This window comes from Niabella terrae (genome assembly GCF_054783135.1).
The window spans coordinates 126970-142746 of sequence record NZ_BAAGRD010000008.1 but is presented as its reverse complement, the minus strand read 5'-3'; the positions used below and the strand labels follow the sequence as shown (position 1 = coordinate 142746).

Here is a 15777-nt window from a genome sequence, read left to right as displayed (position 1 = left end):
GGTTCCAACTTATAAATAGACAGCTTGGGTTAGTAAGGCCGCCTTATTTTGATGGGGCGGCTTTTTTATGTCCGACCTTACCTGCAGCCGCTTTTACTCTCGCTGCAAGCCATTCGCGGAAGAATTATTATATTAGTACAACTGTTCGGCAGTAAATAATACGCCCTATGCTCGGAAATAGCGGACCGACCGACCTTTCGTCCGGTTGGCCCCAAAAAGCAGTACACTAAAGACAATCATTGCCGGAGCCTGAACACAAAACCTTTTAGAAGACTATGTTAATTTCGAAACCAGTTGATGATATTGTTGATAAGATGCGGGACTATTTTCTATCCGGGTCTTTTGAATTTAAAAACGAAGATCCCTTTCGCCTGGAATTATTGAGCAATGCCCAAATGGAATCCCTGGGTGTCCGGATAGGGGCCGCCCATAAAATCATAACCACCAAACAACCGGACCGGGTTTTAAAAAGACTCGCCGACAATGAGGAAGTGATCGGCAGGGTCCAGCAACTGCTCAGCCAGTCCGTACAGGATAAACAAGCTTTATCTCCGGCTAGCGAATGGTTCCTGGACAACCTCTACCTGATCAAAGAACAGATTGATATTGCCCGCAAACATTTACCCAAGGGCTATAGTAAAACCCTGCCGGGACTGGCCAGCGGCAAGTCTGCCCGGCTGCCGCGGGTATACGATATCGCATTGGAAATCATTGCCCACAATGATGGCCGCGTAGATCTGGAAAACCTTACCGCTTTTATCAGCGGCTACCAAACCAAACAGTTGCTGACCATCGGTGAGCTTTGGGCGATACCCATCATGCTGCGTTTCGCCATCATCGAAAATATCCGGCGTATTGCCTCGCGCATAGCGATTGACCGAATAGATAAAAACGAAGCCATTAACTGGGCCGATCATTTTATCAATATTGACCAGAAAAATCCCAGGGAAATAATTATCGCCACGGCGGATATGGCCAAAAGCGATCTAAACTTCAATGGGGCTTTTGTATCGGAATTCACCCGTAGAATGCAGGGCAAGGGTCAGGGATTGTCTATGCCGCTGACATGGATCGAACAACAGCTGGCTGAGTCAGGACATTCGATTGCGGAGCTGGTCAATATCCACAACCAGCACCAGGCGGCAGATCAGGTATCCATGCGCAACAGCATCGAAAGCATCCGGTTGCTGAAATCCACGGACTGGAAGTCTTTTGTGGAAAGCGTTTCCATTGTGGAAACCATCCTCAGCAGGGATCCTGCCGCCATCTATTCCAAGATGGATTTTGAAACCCGCGACAATTATCGCCATGTAGTCGAATGGGTGGCCAAAAAAAGCAGCCGTCCGGAATTTGAGATTGCGAATATGGCCATTGATCTGGCGGCAGAAAGCCGCCGCAGTAAAAAGCCGCTCCGCCAGCAGCATGTCGGCTATTTTTTGATCGACAAAGGCAAACCGCAACTGATCCGGGACAGTGGCGCCCAATTGTCTGCCAGTGACAAGTTCCGGCATTTCCTGCGCAAACACCGGCTGTTTTTATATGCCGGCTCGACTTTTATTTTCGCCTTACTGATCAGTTTCGGCCTCTTCTGGCACCTGTTAGCCAACAGCGATACAATCTGGATACCCCTGCTGACCGGCCTGCTTTGCTTTATCGTATTGGGGCATTTTGCCACGATCATCATGAACTGGCTGGCCACCCTGATGGTGCGGCCCAAATCCCTCGCCAAGCTGGATTTTTCCAAAGGCATTCCTGTCGGCTACAGCACCATGGTAGCCGTACCCTGTCTGATCAGTCAACCCGAGGGAATTGAATCCCTGATCAGCGACCTGGAAGTCCGTTTTCTTTCCAATCCTCAGCAACATCTCTTCTACTGTCTGCTCACGGATTTTGCAGATGCACCTCAGGAAGAAATGCCTATGGATCAGGAGCTCCTAAAACTGGCCAGCGAAGAAATCCGACAGCTCAACCTTAAATACAGAAAGCCTGGAGAAAGCGATCGCTTTTTTTTACTGCACCGGCCCCGGAAATGGAACCCGCAGGAGAAAGTCTGGATGAGTTATGAGCGCAAAAGAGGTAAACTGGGTGCCCTGAACAACCTGCTGCGCCATAAAGAGGATAAATATTTCAATCATATTGAAGGTAAAATCGGTCAGCTACCGGCCATTAAATACGTTATTACACTGGATGCAGATACCTTACTGCCCCGGGAAGCCGCCTGGAAAATGATTGCCACAATGGCCCACCTGCTGAACCAGCCGGTAATCCATCCCAGAAAAAATATAGTGGTGGAGGGCTATGGCCTGATACAGCCCCGCACCGCCGTCAATCTGCCGGAAAGAAGCAGTTCGATCTATGCGAAAATGCATAGCAATGATGCCGGCCTGGATCCGTATACCCAGCTGGTTTCTGACGTGTATCAGGATCTTTTTGATGAAGGCTCCTTTATCGGAAAGGGCATCTATGATATCGATGTCTTCGAAGATATCCTGGGCGATACCTTCCCGGAAAACCGGATCCTGAGTCATGATTTACTGGAAGGTTCCTATGTGCGCTCGGCGTTGCTGACCGATGTGCAGCTATTCGAGGACTATCCGGAAACCTATTGGGCAGATGTAAACCGCCGTCACCGCTGGATCCGGGGCGACTGGCAAATCGCTTCCTGGGGCTTGCCGCTGGCACCGGATGCTGACAACAAGCTGCGTAAGAATCCCATCACGGCCCTTTCCCGATGGAAGATCTGGGATAATATCAAACGCAGCCTGATGGCGCCAGCCCTGCTGCTCCTGCTGCTAATCATCTGGCTCTGGCTGCCGCAACCCGTGCTTTGGATGATCGGCCTCCTTGTCTTTTGGTTCTTCATGCCCCTAGTGACCACCCTGATGCAATTGCTGCACAAGCCGGAAGAAATCGATCGGGCCAGCCATTTGTCCGATAGCCTGGACGCATTTAAACAAAGCGTCGCAGATACCCTCTTCAATATCGTTTGCCTTCCATTTGAGGCTTATAGTCATGCCCACGCAATTTTTCTGGCCAATTGGCGAACCCTGATCACCAAAAAAAAGCTCCTCCAATGGACGCCTTCGGCCGCCCGACAATCTGCCAGACCGAAAACCCTGGCAGGTGCCTATCGTTTCATGTGCCCCGCCATCCTAATTACGGTGGCGATTACGATACTACTGGCAGTATTTAACCCCTCCGTACTGCCCATTGCCGCGCCTTTATTGCTCGCCTGGCTGGCAGGACCGGCCATCGCCTGGCGTGTGAGCGAACCCGGGCGTCGCACCGACTTCGTCATTGCTGCCGAAGACGCTGCTTTCCTGCGGCGGGTCAGCCGCAAAACCTGGGCCTTCTTTGAAGATTTTGTGGGCGCGACCGACAATTACCTGCCGCCAGATAATTACCAGGAAAAACCGGTGGAAGTCACGGCGCACCGGAGCTCCCCCACCAATATCGGCCTGTCCTGTCTGGCCAGTCTCAGCGCCCTGGATTTCGGGTATATTTCGCTGCCCAACCTCACGGAGCGCCTCCGGCTGACATTTGACGCACTCAACGCAATGGAAAGGCATAGAGGCCATTTTTATAACTGGTATGATACGACCAGTCTCCAACCGCTCTATCCGCGGTATATTTCTACGGTGGACAGCGGTAACCTGATAAGTCATATGCTGGTCCTGCGCCAGGGCCTGCTGGAACTTCCCCGTCAAAAAATCTTTTCGCCTGCTTTCTACCAGGGTTTGACCGACTCTCTGCAGTTGGCGGAACAGGCCACCGAAACCGCTTCCGGAAAAAGCGCTTTCAGGAATATGGAGACCCGACTGGAAGCCCTGCTGCATCAATCGCCGCAGCCCATACCGCTGAACGCAATCGGGGAACTTCTGGCGGAAATCGCCACCCTTCAGCATAACTTTTCTGAACCCGAGGCTTCAACCGCCCGGTATTGGATCGATAAGATGCAGGTGCAGCTCGCTGATATGCAACAGACCCTGGGTCGACTGTTGCCCTGGGCCGGCCTGCTTCCATTGCCGACCGAAGCAGCTTCCCTGAAAATACTGGAATCCATCCCCTCGCTGGAAGAAATCAAATTATTGCCGGACCACCTGCAGCAGGACCTGAAGGCCCTCCAGGAACAATACCCCACTGGTGAGGTAGCCGACTGGCTGACCCAATTGAACGCAAAGCTGCAACAGGCGGCCGTAGCGGCACTTCAGGAACTGAGTAAGATTGAAAAACTGGCCAATGAATCTGCCGGCTTTGCCAATGTTGACTACGATTTTCTTTATGACCGCGAAAAACATCTCTTCCATATCGGCTATAATGTCAGTGACGCCCGAACCGACAAAAGTTATTATGACCTGCTAGCCTCAGAAGCCCGGCTGGGTATTTATACCGCCATTGCACAGGGAAAGATTCCACAGGACAGCTGGTTTGCGCTGGGTCGCCTGATCACCGATGACGGCACGGTGCCGGTATTGCTTTCCTGGAGCGGATCGATGTTTGAATACCTGATGCCGGATCTGGTCATGCCTTCCTATGAAAATACCCTGCTGGACAAAACAGCCCGGGCTGTGGTCCAGAACCAGATAGATTACGGCAGGCGCCGACGCATTCCCTGGGGTATTTCAGAATCGGGTTATAATCTGGTGGATGCCCATTTGAACTATCAGTACCAGGCGTTCGGCGTACCGGGATTGGGGTTGAAAAGAGGGCTGGGAACCGATCTGGTGATCGCGCCCTACGCCACCATGCTGGCCCTGTTGCCGATGCCCGAGCAGGCACTGGATAACCTGCATCAGCTGGCTAAAAACGGATTTGAAGGCCGTTACGGATTCTACGAGGCCGTCGATTTTACATCTACCCGCATGCCCCGTGCTGCCACACAGGTGATTATCCGTTCCTATATGGCGCACCACCAGGGCATGTCCTTTCTGGCGATGGCCAGCCTGTTGCTGGGCCCCCGGATGCAGGAGCGTTTTGAAAAAGACCCGCAGTTTCAGTCTGCCCTGCTTCTGCTGAAAGAAAGAGTGCCAAAAGCCGGAAACTACTATACCCAGGATGAGGAGACAACCAGTAAATTGATCGCGGGTCATGAATCTCATCTGCGGGTCATCAATAATCCCAGAACGCCGGTGCCCGAAGTACAACTCCTCTCCAATGGCCGCTACCACCTGGCCATCTCTAATGCAGGAGGTGGCTACAGCCGTTGGAAAGACCTGGCCATTACCCGATGGCGGGAAGATGGTACCAAGGACAACTGGGGCTGTTTCTGTTATATCCGGGACCTGACAACAGATCGCCTCTGGTCCAATACCTACCAGCCAACCCGCGAACAGCAACAGGTTGATGAAGCCATTCTTTCCCAGGGACATGTGGAGTTTCGGCGGGTCAACGAAGATTTTGAAACCCGGACCGATATCGTGGTTTCTCCGGAAGACGATATGGAATTGCGACAAATCAAAATCACCAATAAAAGCAATATCGAAAAATCGCTGGAAGTTACCGGCTATTGCGAAGTAGTTATCGCGCCCCAGGCAGCAGATCAGGCACATCCGGCATTCAGCAACCTGTTTGTACAGACGGCTTTTGATCAGGAAGTTGCCGCCCTGCTCTGTACGCGAAGAGCCCGCTCAAGGGATGAACAGCCGCCCTGGATGTTCTTTATGATGCTCCATCATGGGGGAGAATCCAAGGGCATTTCCTACGAAAGTGACCGGATGCAGTTTATTGGCCGGACCCGTACTTTGATGCGTCCCCGGGGTGTAGATCAGCAGGGCGCCCTTTCCAATACGACGGGGTCTGTGCTGGATCCTGTGGCAGCCATCAAGTACCAGATTTCCTTGAAACCCAAACAAACCGCCCGATTTGAAATTATCATTGGACTGGCAGAAAATGAAGAAAAATGCCGACAATTGATTCATAAATACCAGGATGCGCATTTAAGAAGCCGGGCTTTCGAACTTTCCTGGACCCATAGCCAGGTACTGTTGCACCAGCTCAATGCCAGTGAAACAGAAGCCCAGCTGTTTAATGCCATGGCTTCCCATATTCTCTACCCCAACGGTACCCATCGTGCCGAGGCCAGTATTATTTCCAGCAATCAGAAAGGTCAGTCGGGGCTCTGGGGTTACTCCATATCCGGCGACCTGCCGATTGTTCTGATCCGCGTTCAGGACAGTGACAATATTGCACTGGTGAAGGAGTTGGTAAAAGCGCATGCTTACTGGCGGCTGAAGGGATTGGCGGTGGACCTGGTCATTTGGAACGATGATTTTGGCAGCTACCGGCAACTGATGCATGACCAGATCATGGACTATGTAGCCGCCATCAGCGGCACCATCACGGACCAGCCAGGCGCCGTATTTGTCAAACAGGGCGATCAGCTCAGCACAGAGGACCGGGTATTGCTGCAAACTGTTGCCCGGCTGATTTTCTATGATGATGCAGGCAGTCTGAAAGATCAAATGTTGCGGCAAATGAAAAAAAGACCGCTGGCCCCCCTGCTGCAGCCACAGAGCGATAAACGTTACCCCACGGCAACGCCATTACAGCTGCCGCAGGATCTGGTCTTTAATAATGGTACCGGCGGATTTACCCGGGACGGGAAGGAATATTTTATCCTCAATACCCCGGAACAGGCTTCGCCGGCGCCCTGGGTCAATCTGATCGCCAATCCCCATTTCGGGACCATGATCTCGGAAAGCGGCTCGGCTTATAGCTGGGCAGAGAACGCGCATGCCTACCGGCTCTCGCCCTGGAAAAACGATCCGGTATCAGATCGTAGTGGAGAAGCATTCTATATCCGTGATGAAGCCACCGGTCATTACTGGTCGCCGACACCGCTACCGGCCAAATCCGACCAGCATTATATCACACGTAACGGGTTTGGCTATACGGTATATCAGCATAATTATAACGGTATTTATTCCGAAGTCTGGGTCTATGTGGATGTACAGGATCCGATAAAATTTGCAGTAGTCAAACTGCGTAACCTCACCAAAGAAGCCCGCAGGCTCACCGTAACAGGTTATGTGGAATGGGTACTGGGTGACAATCCCTCCAATACCCGGATGTATGTAGTTACCGAAAAGGATCTGGAATCGGGATTGCTTTTCGCCCGCAACGCCTATAACAGCACTTTCGCCGAAAGGGTCTCTTTCTTCGATGCCGACGGAGAGGAGAAATCCTTTACCTGTGACCGGGAGGAATTCATCGGTCGCTGTGGGTCTATGACGACACCGGAAGCCCTGAAACGGGAAAAACTGTCCAATCGTTATGGTGCCGCACTTGATCCCTGTACCGCCATTCAGATCGGACTGCACCTGGAGCCTGAAGAAGAAAAAGAAGTCGTCTTCCGGATGGGAAGTGAAGCATCTGAGTCGGCCGCCAGAAACCTGGCGCTAAAATACAAATCTGCCGCATCGGCGCAACAGGCGCAGTCCCGGGTACACGATGAATGGAACCGCATCCTGGGCGCTGTATATGTGGAAACCCCGGATGCTGCCCTGAATTTCCTGACCAACGGCTGGCTGGTCTATCAGACCCTGGCCTGCCGCGTATGGGGACGCAGTGGCTTTTACCAGTCCGGTGGGGCTTTCGGATTCCGGGATCAGCTGCAGGATGTACTGGCCCTGATGCATACCCGACCGGATGTTACCAAGGCACAGATTCTGCTGGCGGCCTCAAGGCAGTTCAAGGAAGGTGATGTGCAGCATTGGTGGCATCCACCAACCGGAAGGGGCGTACGCACCAAATGTTCGGACGATTATCTCTGGCTGCCGTATGTAACCGCCCGTTATGTGGAAGCAACCGGCGATCAATCAATTCTGGAAGAATATGTGTCCTATATCGAAGGGCGCCCCCTTCGGCCTGAAGAGGAGAGTTATTACGATCTGCCCGTTTTTCTGAATGACTGGGAATCCATTTATAACCACTGTAAAAGAGCCATAAGGCACGGGCTGAAATTTGGCGAACACGGATTACCGCTGATTGGCTACGGAGACTGGAATGACGGCATGGATAAAGTAGGCGAACACGGTAAGGGAGAAAGCGTATGGCTGGGCTTTTTCCTGTATGATATACTTAATAAATTCGAACGGATCGCTGAAAAACAGGGCGATGAGGAGTTTCTCAACGAATGCCGCGCGCAGGCAGGGACCCTGAAAGAAAATATACATAAAAACGGATGGGACGGTGCCTGGTACCGGAGGGCTTATTTTGATGACGGCACGCCCCTGGGCTCGACACAGAACCAGGAATGCCGGATCGATTCCATTTCACAGAGCTGGTCCGTAATTTCTGGCGGCGGTGAAACCGGGCGCAGTCAACAGGCCATGGCTTCGCTTAACGAACACCTGGTCGATCGTGAGAATGGTATTATTAAACTGCTGACGCCGGCCTTTGACAAATCGGAACTCTATCCGGGTTATATCAAGGGATATGTTCCCGGCGTCAGGGAAAACGGTGGCCAGTATACCCATGCCGCCATCTGGACCATTATGGCTTTTGCGATGATGAAACAGAATGAGCGGGTCTGGGAATTATTCTCTATGATCAACCCCGTCCACCATACCCAGAATGCCGAAGAAGCCCGGAAATATAAGGTAGAGCCCTATGTTATGGCGGCCGATGTTTACGGGGTCGCTCCCCATGAAGGCCGGGGAGGATGGACCTGGTATACCGGATCCGCAGGATGGACCTATCAACTGGGGCTGGAACATATTCTGGGACTGCGGCGCAGTGGGGCGGCGCTCCGGCTGGAGCCCTGCGTTCCCGAATCCTGGCCCGGATTTAAGGTGAATTATCGTTTTGGGAACAGTTTTTATCAGATTCAGGTCGAACGGACCAACGGGGAGGGTCAGGTCCGCTACAGCCTGGACGGCCAACCGCTTCAGGAGGATCATATCCCCCTGACGGATGACGGTCAAACCCATCAGGTGCTGGTGGAGCTATCATAACCGTTGCGGCAGGCCGCGGCGCCATTATTCGTACATCGCGACTGAAATTTCACCCTTGTCAGTAATGGCGCCCCGGAACATGCCTTTGGTGTTAAAAGGCATCGCCATTTCTCCCTCCCGGTTGAGAAGTATCATGCCGCCGTTACCTCCCATGGTGGCGATCCGGTCCAGGACTTTACGGGCAGCCGCTTGAAGGGAACTACCTTTGTATTCGATAAGATCGGAAACGGTTTTGGCAGCGACGGTACGGATAAAAAACTCACCCCAACCCGTACAGGAAATCCCGGCCGTCCGGTTGTCACAATAAGTACCTGCGCCTATCAACGGCGAATCACCGATCCGGCCGTATTTTTTGTTCGTCATGCCTCCGGTAGAAGTGCCGGCAGCCAGGTTCCCCTGTTGGTCGAGCGCCACTGCACCCACAGTGCCGAATTTATGATCCGTAGGCTGGCCGTCGTACACCGATAATGATTTTCCCTTCCTGGAAGCAGCGGATACGGAGTCCGCCTGCAAAGCCCGCTGCAGGCCCTGCCAGCGATTATCGGTCCGGAAATAAACCGGGTCGACCAGTTCCAGCCCACAGTCCCGGGCAAAATCCTCCGCGCCCCGGCCCGCAAGCATGACATGGGCTGATTTTTCCATAACGGCTCTGGCGGCACTAATAGGGTTTTTAATGGTGGTGACGCCCGCAACGGCACCAGCCCGGAGCTGCCTGCCCTCCATTAACGAAGCATCCAGTTCATTCCTTCCTTCATGGGTAAAAACCGCTCCTTTGCCGGCATTGAACAGCGGGTTGTCTTCCAGTACCCGGATGGCGGCTTCGACTGCGTCCGTACTGCTGCCGCCTGATTGCAATTTCCGGTAACCGGTCTGCAATGCGCTTGTAATTGCTGCCACATAGGCTTTCTCCTTCACTGGACCCAAATTCTCTTTCAGGATGGTGCCGGCACCGCCATGAATAACCAGTACATATCTGGGTGGTTGTGCGGCAGTCATTCCTGACCAGCAACTGAACAGCAGCAGTATCAGAAAGATATAGTTCCTGGGCATCTTTGTTTATTTTGATTTACGCGAGCCATAAAGCTACGGAATTAACCGGCAGGCTGGCTGCCGGGACGGGTCTTCCTGCCGGTATTCCTTAAATACTAGTTATCTTTGCCCCCAAATTTTTTAAGCATTAATATGAGCGCATCGAATTTATCAGAGCAGGAGATTATCAGAAGAGAGAAACTGGAAAAACTCAGGGCGGGGGGCATTGATCCTTATCCGGCGGCCCTGTTTCCCGTCACCCATTATTCTGCTTCTATTAAAACGAATTACACCGAAGACAATAAGGAGGCGTTTGCCGGCGTGACCGTAGCCGGCAGAATCATGTCCATCAATGATAAGGGTAAAGTATTTTTTATAAAGATCCAGGACCGCGAAGGTATATTCCAGCTCTATGTAAAACGCGATGAACTCTATCCCGGTGAAGATAAATCCGGCTGGGACCTGCTGGTTAAGGGCCTGGACCTGGGTGATATAATCGGTGCCACCGGCTATGTTTTTGTTACCCGAACCGGTGAAACATCCCTGCATACCGAAAGTCTTACCCTGCTGTCCAAATCCTTAAAGCCACTACCGGTGGTTAAAAGGGATGAATCTGGCAACGTATTTGACGAGGTCACCGATCCTGAATTCAAATACCGGCAGCGTTATGCCGACCTGATCATTAATCCGGCAGTGAAAGAAACCTTTATTAAACGCACCCGGCTGGTCAATTCCATGCGGGAATTCCTGAACAGCCAGGGCGCGCTGGAAGTGGATACACCGGTGCTGCAGGCGATTCCGGGAGGCGCTGCCGCCCGGCCCTTTGTGACCCATCATAATGCACTCGACACACCCTTTTATCTTCGGATTGCCAATGAGCTTTACCTGAAACGACTGATTGTCGGCGGCTTTGACTGGGTATATGAGTTCGCACGCAATTTCCGCAATGAGGGTATGGACCGCACGCATAATCCAGAGTTTACCATCCTTGAATTTTATGTGGCTTATAAAGATTATTTCTGGATGATGGAAACCACGGAAAAATTGCTGGAAAAAGCAGCCCTGGACGTTAATGGCGACACAGAACTAACTGTGGGCGACAAGAAAATTTCCTTTAAGGCCCCATTTGCCCGGGTATCCATTTACGATGCCATCAGGGAACATACCGGCACAGACGTATCTGCCATGGATGAAGAAGGGCTGCGCGCCTTCTGCAGTGAACAGGGCATCCACGCCGATAAGACCATGGGCAAAGGCAAACTGATTGATGAAATTTTTGGTGAAAAATGTGAACATCATTATATCCAGCCGACTTTTATCATCGACTATCCGGTGGAAATGAGCCCCCTGACAAAAAAACACCGCAGCCAACCTGGACTTGTGGAACGTTTTGAACTGATGATCAACGGAAAAGAAATTGCGAATGCTTATTCGGAGCTCAATGATCCCATTGAACAGCGTGAACGTTTTGAACAGCAGGCAAAGCTGATGGAAAGAGGAGATGAAGAAGCCATGTATATTGACCATGACTTCCTGCGGGCCCTGGAATATGGTATGCCGCCTACTTCCGGTATCGGCTTTGGCATTGATCGCCTGGTCATGTTGCTCACCAATGCAGCTTCCATTCAGGATGTCCTGCTGTTTCCGCAGATGCGTCCGGAAAAACAGCCTGAAAATTCATAATAACCGGCGGTATTCCGCAGCGGAACATATATGAGGCACTCTGGTATGGAGTGCCTTTCTTATACCCTGACCTGCAGGGACCTGTCGGTTGCTCCCGGTTTTTTAGGTGCTGAATTAATGATACATTCGCTATATTAAATTGTTTTGTCATGAGACGCGTTTTTATCTTTGTTTCAATTACCGCACTGATTATCAGTTTTTTACTGGGATACTATTTCAGCAAAAACTGGTATGTGCTCTTTGCCGGGGTGCTGGTGGTTTCGGTGATGGGATATTACGACATGATACAAACCAAGCATAGCATTCGCAGGATCTATCCGGTCTTCGGGAGATTGCGCTATGTGATGGAGGAACTGCGGCCCAAGATTTATCAGTATTTTGTTGAGTCGGATATTGACGGCCGACCCCTGAACCGGATTGACCGTTCCACGGTTTACCAGCGTGCCAAGCAGGACAATGATATGATGCCCTTCGGCACCCAACTGGATGTCTATGCGCCGGGATATGAATGGATCTGCCATTCCATAGCGCCCAAAAACTTCAATACCCTGGACCATAATCCCCGGGTAAAATTTGGTAATAAGGATTGCGCACAGCCTTATATGGGCAGCATTCTGAATGTTTCAGCGATGAGCTACGGATCTTTAAGTGCCAATGCCGTTGAAGCGATGAACGGGGGGGCGGCCATCGGCGGCTTCGCCCAGAATACCGGCGAAGGTGGCTTGAGCGATTTTCATCTCAAACAGGGGGGTGATCTGATCTGGCAGATCGGCACCGGCTATTTCGGCTGCCGCGACGAAAAGGGCTTTTTCTCCCCGGAACTTTTTGCCAAAAAAGCCCATCTGCCCAGTGTTAAAATGATTGAAGTAAAAATCTCGCAGGGCGCTAAACCCGGTCACGGCGGTATCCTGCCTGCAGCCAAAAACACCGAAGAAATTGCCAGGATCCGCCACATAATACCGGGTACCACCGTCGAGTCTCCGCCCTATCATACTGCCTTTGATTCGCCCAGAGGGCTCATTGGTTTTATCAGGGAACTCCGGGCGCTTTCCGGCGGTAAACCGATCGGTTTTAAGCTCTGTATTGGCCATAAAAGTGAATTTATGGCGATTTGTAAGGCAATGATCAGCCAGGATACTTATCCTGACTTTATTACGGTGGATGGAGGGGAAGGAGGAACGGGGGCCGCACCTCAGGAGTTTTCGAATTATGTGGGCGCTCCTTTACTGGATGGCCTGGCCTTTGTGGACGATGTACTTAACGGGCTGAATATCCGCCACCATATCAAGATCATCGCTTCGGGAAAAATCACTACCGGATTTCATATCGCCCGGGCAGCTGCCCTGGGAGCTGATGCCTGTAATTGTGCACGTGCCATGATGCTGGCAGTAGGATGCATCCAGGCCCTGCTCTGCAACACCAATCGCTGCCCCACCGGCGTGGCGACCCAGGATCCCAAGCTGACCCGGGGACTGGTAGTCGATGATAAAAAACACCGGGTGGCCAATTACCACAAAAACACTTTAAAAACCTTTGTGGAATTGATTGGGGCCGCGGGCCTGACCGGGATGGATGATGTCACCCGGTCCCATGTCTACCGGCGCACTTCGCTGACGGCTATGTTTACCTTTGAAGAAATATTTCCATCCGTAAAACCCGGCAGTTTTCTCCAGGGAACAATCCCGGAAAAGTACAAGGCGGATTACACGTATGCCAACGAAGAAAGATGGGGCATCCACACGGTGGGAAGTTGGAGTGACAATACCAATAAAGAGCGTGTTGAAGTGGTTTAATGTGGTTTCAATCAATACTTAGACATAAATAATTTGATGAAGAAGAGCTTATTGACACTGATCGGGATGACGGGCACCTGTCTTTTACTTTGGGGACAGGGCATGAATCAACAACTGCGAAATACCTGGCCTGTTGCTCCAACAGATGTGCCTTCGGCGATACTGAATAAGGCCGTACATGTGGTACCCACAGCCAATCAGTATCAGGCTTTAAAAAACGAGTACATCGCCTTTATTCATTTTGGTCCTAATAGCTTTACCGGCAGGGAATGGGGGGATGGCATGGAAGATCCCCGGGTATTCGACCTGAAGATCCTGGACACGGATCAATGGTGCCGGGTGATGAAAGCGGCTGGTATGAAAATGGTCATTTTTACCGCCAAGCATCATGACGGTTTTGTACTTTGGCAGAGCCGGTATACACGCCATGGAATCATGTCGACAGGTTATAAAAAAGGTCAGGGAGACGTATTAAAGGAACTGGCCGCTTCCTGCAAAAAATATGGCCTGAAACTGGGCATCTATCTTTCACCGGCCGACCTTTTTCAGATCGAAAGTCCCGAAGGGCTTTATGGTAACGGAAGCTCCTATACCCAAAGAACGATTCCTGCTGCCGTGCCCGGCCGGCCATTTACCGATCAACACCGGTTCAAGTTCCTGGTGGATGATTACAATGAATATTTTCTAAACCAGCTCTTTGAACTTTTGACAGAATACGGCCCTATCAGTGAAGTCTGGTTTGATGGTGCTACCCCGAAATCCAAAGGTGGTCAGAAGTATAATTATCTGGCATGGAAAAAACTGATCCGGACCCTGGCTCCCAAAGCGGTCATCTTTGGTAAAGAAGACATACGCTGGTGTGGTAACGAAGCAGGCAGAACCCGTGATACAGAGTGGAACGTGGTGGGCTACGATTTTAATCCCGATACCGCCAACTATTTTCCCGATATGACGAATCAGGACCTCGGCAGCCGAACCCGGCTCCGAACTGCCCGTTTTCTGCATTACCAGCCTGCAGAAACCAATACTTCCATCCGGGAAGGCTGGTTCTACCGGGATGATCACCAACAGAAGGTGCGCAGTGCCGATGATGTGTTCGATATCTATGAACGTGCCGTAGGCGGTAACAGCATTTTCCTGTTAAATATTCCACCCAATCAGGAAGGGCGTTTTTCCGAGCGCGACGTGCAGTCGCTTACGGAGGCCGGTCAAAGGATCGAAGCAACTTATAGTAAAAGCCTTTTTTCCGGAGCCAGTGGCCCCCGTCGGGTATTGGACCATGACCCCCTGAGTTTTGAACTGGTGGATTCGGCCAATCCGGTAGTACTGATTACCACCCCGGCACCCGTGACCATCAATCGTCTGATGCTGCAGGAGTCCGTCACAACGCATAGCGAAAGGGTAGAATCGCATATACTGGAGGCCTGGATCGACGGCGTCTGGAAGCCATTGGCTACTGCTACCAATATCGGTTATAAACGAATTCTCCGGTTTCCGGAAATAACTGCCTCGAAGTTCAGAATCCGGATCCTTGAACAACGGGCGCCCGCAGCCATCAGCACGGTGGCGGCCTTCTACTATAAAACCCGGCCGCCGCAACTTCAGATCCGGACCGATAAAGAAGGCCGGGTAAGTATATCACCGAAAGAACAGGTTTTTCACTGGAATAATTATGGCGAAAATGCCGCTGCCAATATCAATAGCGGGATAGAGATTCGTTATACGATGGATGGTTCCACACCTACGCGCCAGTCTGCCCTTTATCAAAACCCCTTTCCGATGACGGGCGGCCAACTCAGGGCGGTGGCTTTTAACGCCAGGGACAGGGGAAGCGAAATATCGGAAGACATCGGCATTCCCAAATTACATTGGCAACTGGTCGCCACCAGTAGTCAGTTGCCGAAATATCCGGGCGACCTGGCTTTTGATGCCAACCCCCGTACATTTTGGGCATCTGACAGCAGCAAAGGAGCGCCTTCCATTACACTGGACCTGGGGCAAGGCTACGATCTGAAAGGATTTGCTTATACCCCACAGTCATATAATGCTGAAGGCATGATGGAAAAAGGCACCATTTTTACCAGCACTGACGGAATACAATGGACGCAGGTCACCGATTTTGCGTTTGGCAACCTAATCAACGACCCCTCCAAAAGAACCTATACATTCCCTCAATCCAGATCTGCTCGATATGTGCGCATCGAGGCTTCGGGAATCGCGGGGGATGGTAAAGACCTCCGGATAGCGGAATTGGATTTTTTCAGGACACCGTAAAGCAACGCGGTACCGCAGGGCCTTCAAAACGAACTTGAATTTGA

General features: G+C 51.6%; 5 protein-coding genes. 4 read left to right on the top strand and 1 reads right to left on the bottom strand.

All coding sequences use genetic code 11. The features are described from left to right. Positions 1-275 precede the first annotated feature (275 nt). Positions 276-8954 (top strand): GH36-type glycosyl hydrolase domain-containing protein, encoded by an 8679-nt coding sequence (locus ACYVI9_RS08795; protein ID WP_460763465.1) that lies wholly within the window; start codon positions 276-278, stop codon positions 8952-8954. 24 nt (positions 8955-8978) lie between these two features. Here ACYVI9_RS08795 and ACYVI9_RS08790 read toward each other — a convergent pair whose 3' ends face one another. Beyond that, positions 8979-10004 (bottom strand): isoaspartyl peptidase/L-asparaginase family protein, encoded by a 1026-nt coding sequence (locus tag ACYVI9_RS08790; protein ID WP_460763462.1) that lies wholly within the window; start codon positions 10002-10004, stop codon positions 8979-8981. A 132-nt stretch (positions 10005-10136) separates the two neighbouring features. On the opposite strand from ACYVI9_RS08790, the gene lysS reads away from it, so the two are divergent. From lysS to ACYVI9_RS08775, 3 genes are all read left to right on the top strand, one after another. Next, the gene (gene lysS / locus ACYVI9_RS08785; protein ID WP_460763459.1) at positions 10137-11666 is read left to right on the top strand and encodes a lysine--tRNA ligase; all 1530 of its coding nucleotides are present in this window, start codon (positions 10137-10139) and stop codon (positions 11664-11666) included. 149 nt (positions 11667-11815) lie between these two features. Continuing rightward, positions 11816-13459, top strand: a complete 1644-nt coding sequence (locus tag ACYVI9_RS08780; RefSeq protein WP_460763457.1) for an FMN-binding glutamate synthase family protein — start codon at positions 11816-11818, stop codon at positions 13457-13459. 36 nt (positions 13460-13495) lie between these two features. Further along, on the top strand, positions 13496-15733 hold the full coding sequence (locus ACYVI9_RS08775) for an alpha-L-fucosidase (protein ID WP_460763454.1): 2238 nt from the start codon (positions 13496-13498) through the stop codon (positions 15731-15733). Positions 15734-15777: the final 44 nt, after the last annotated feature.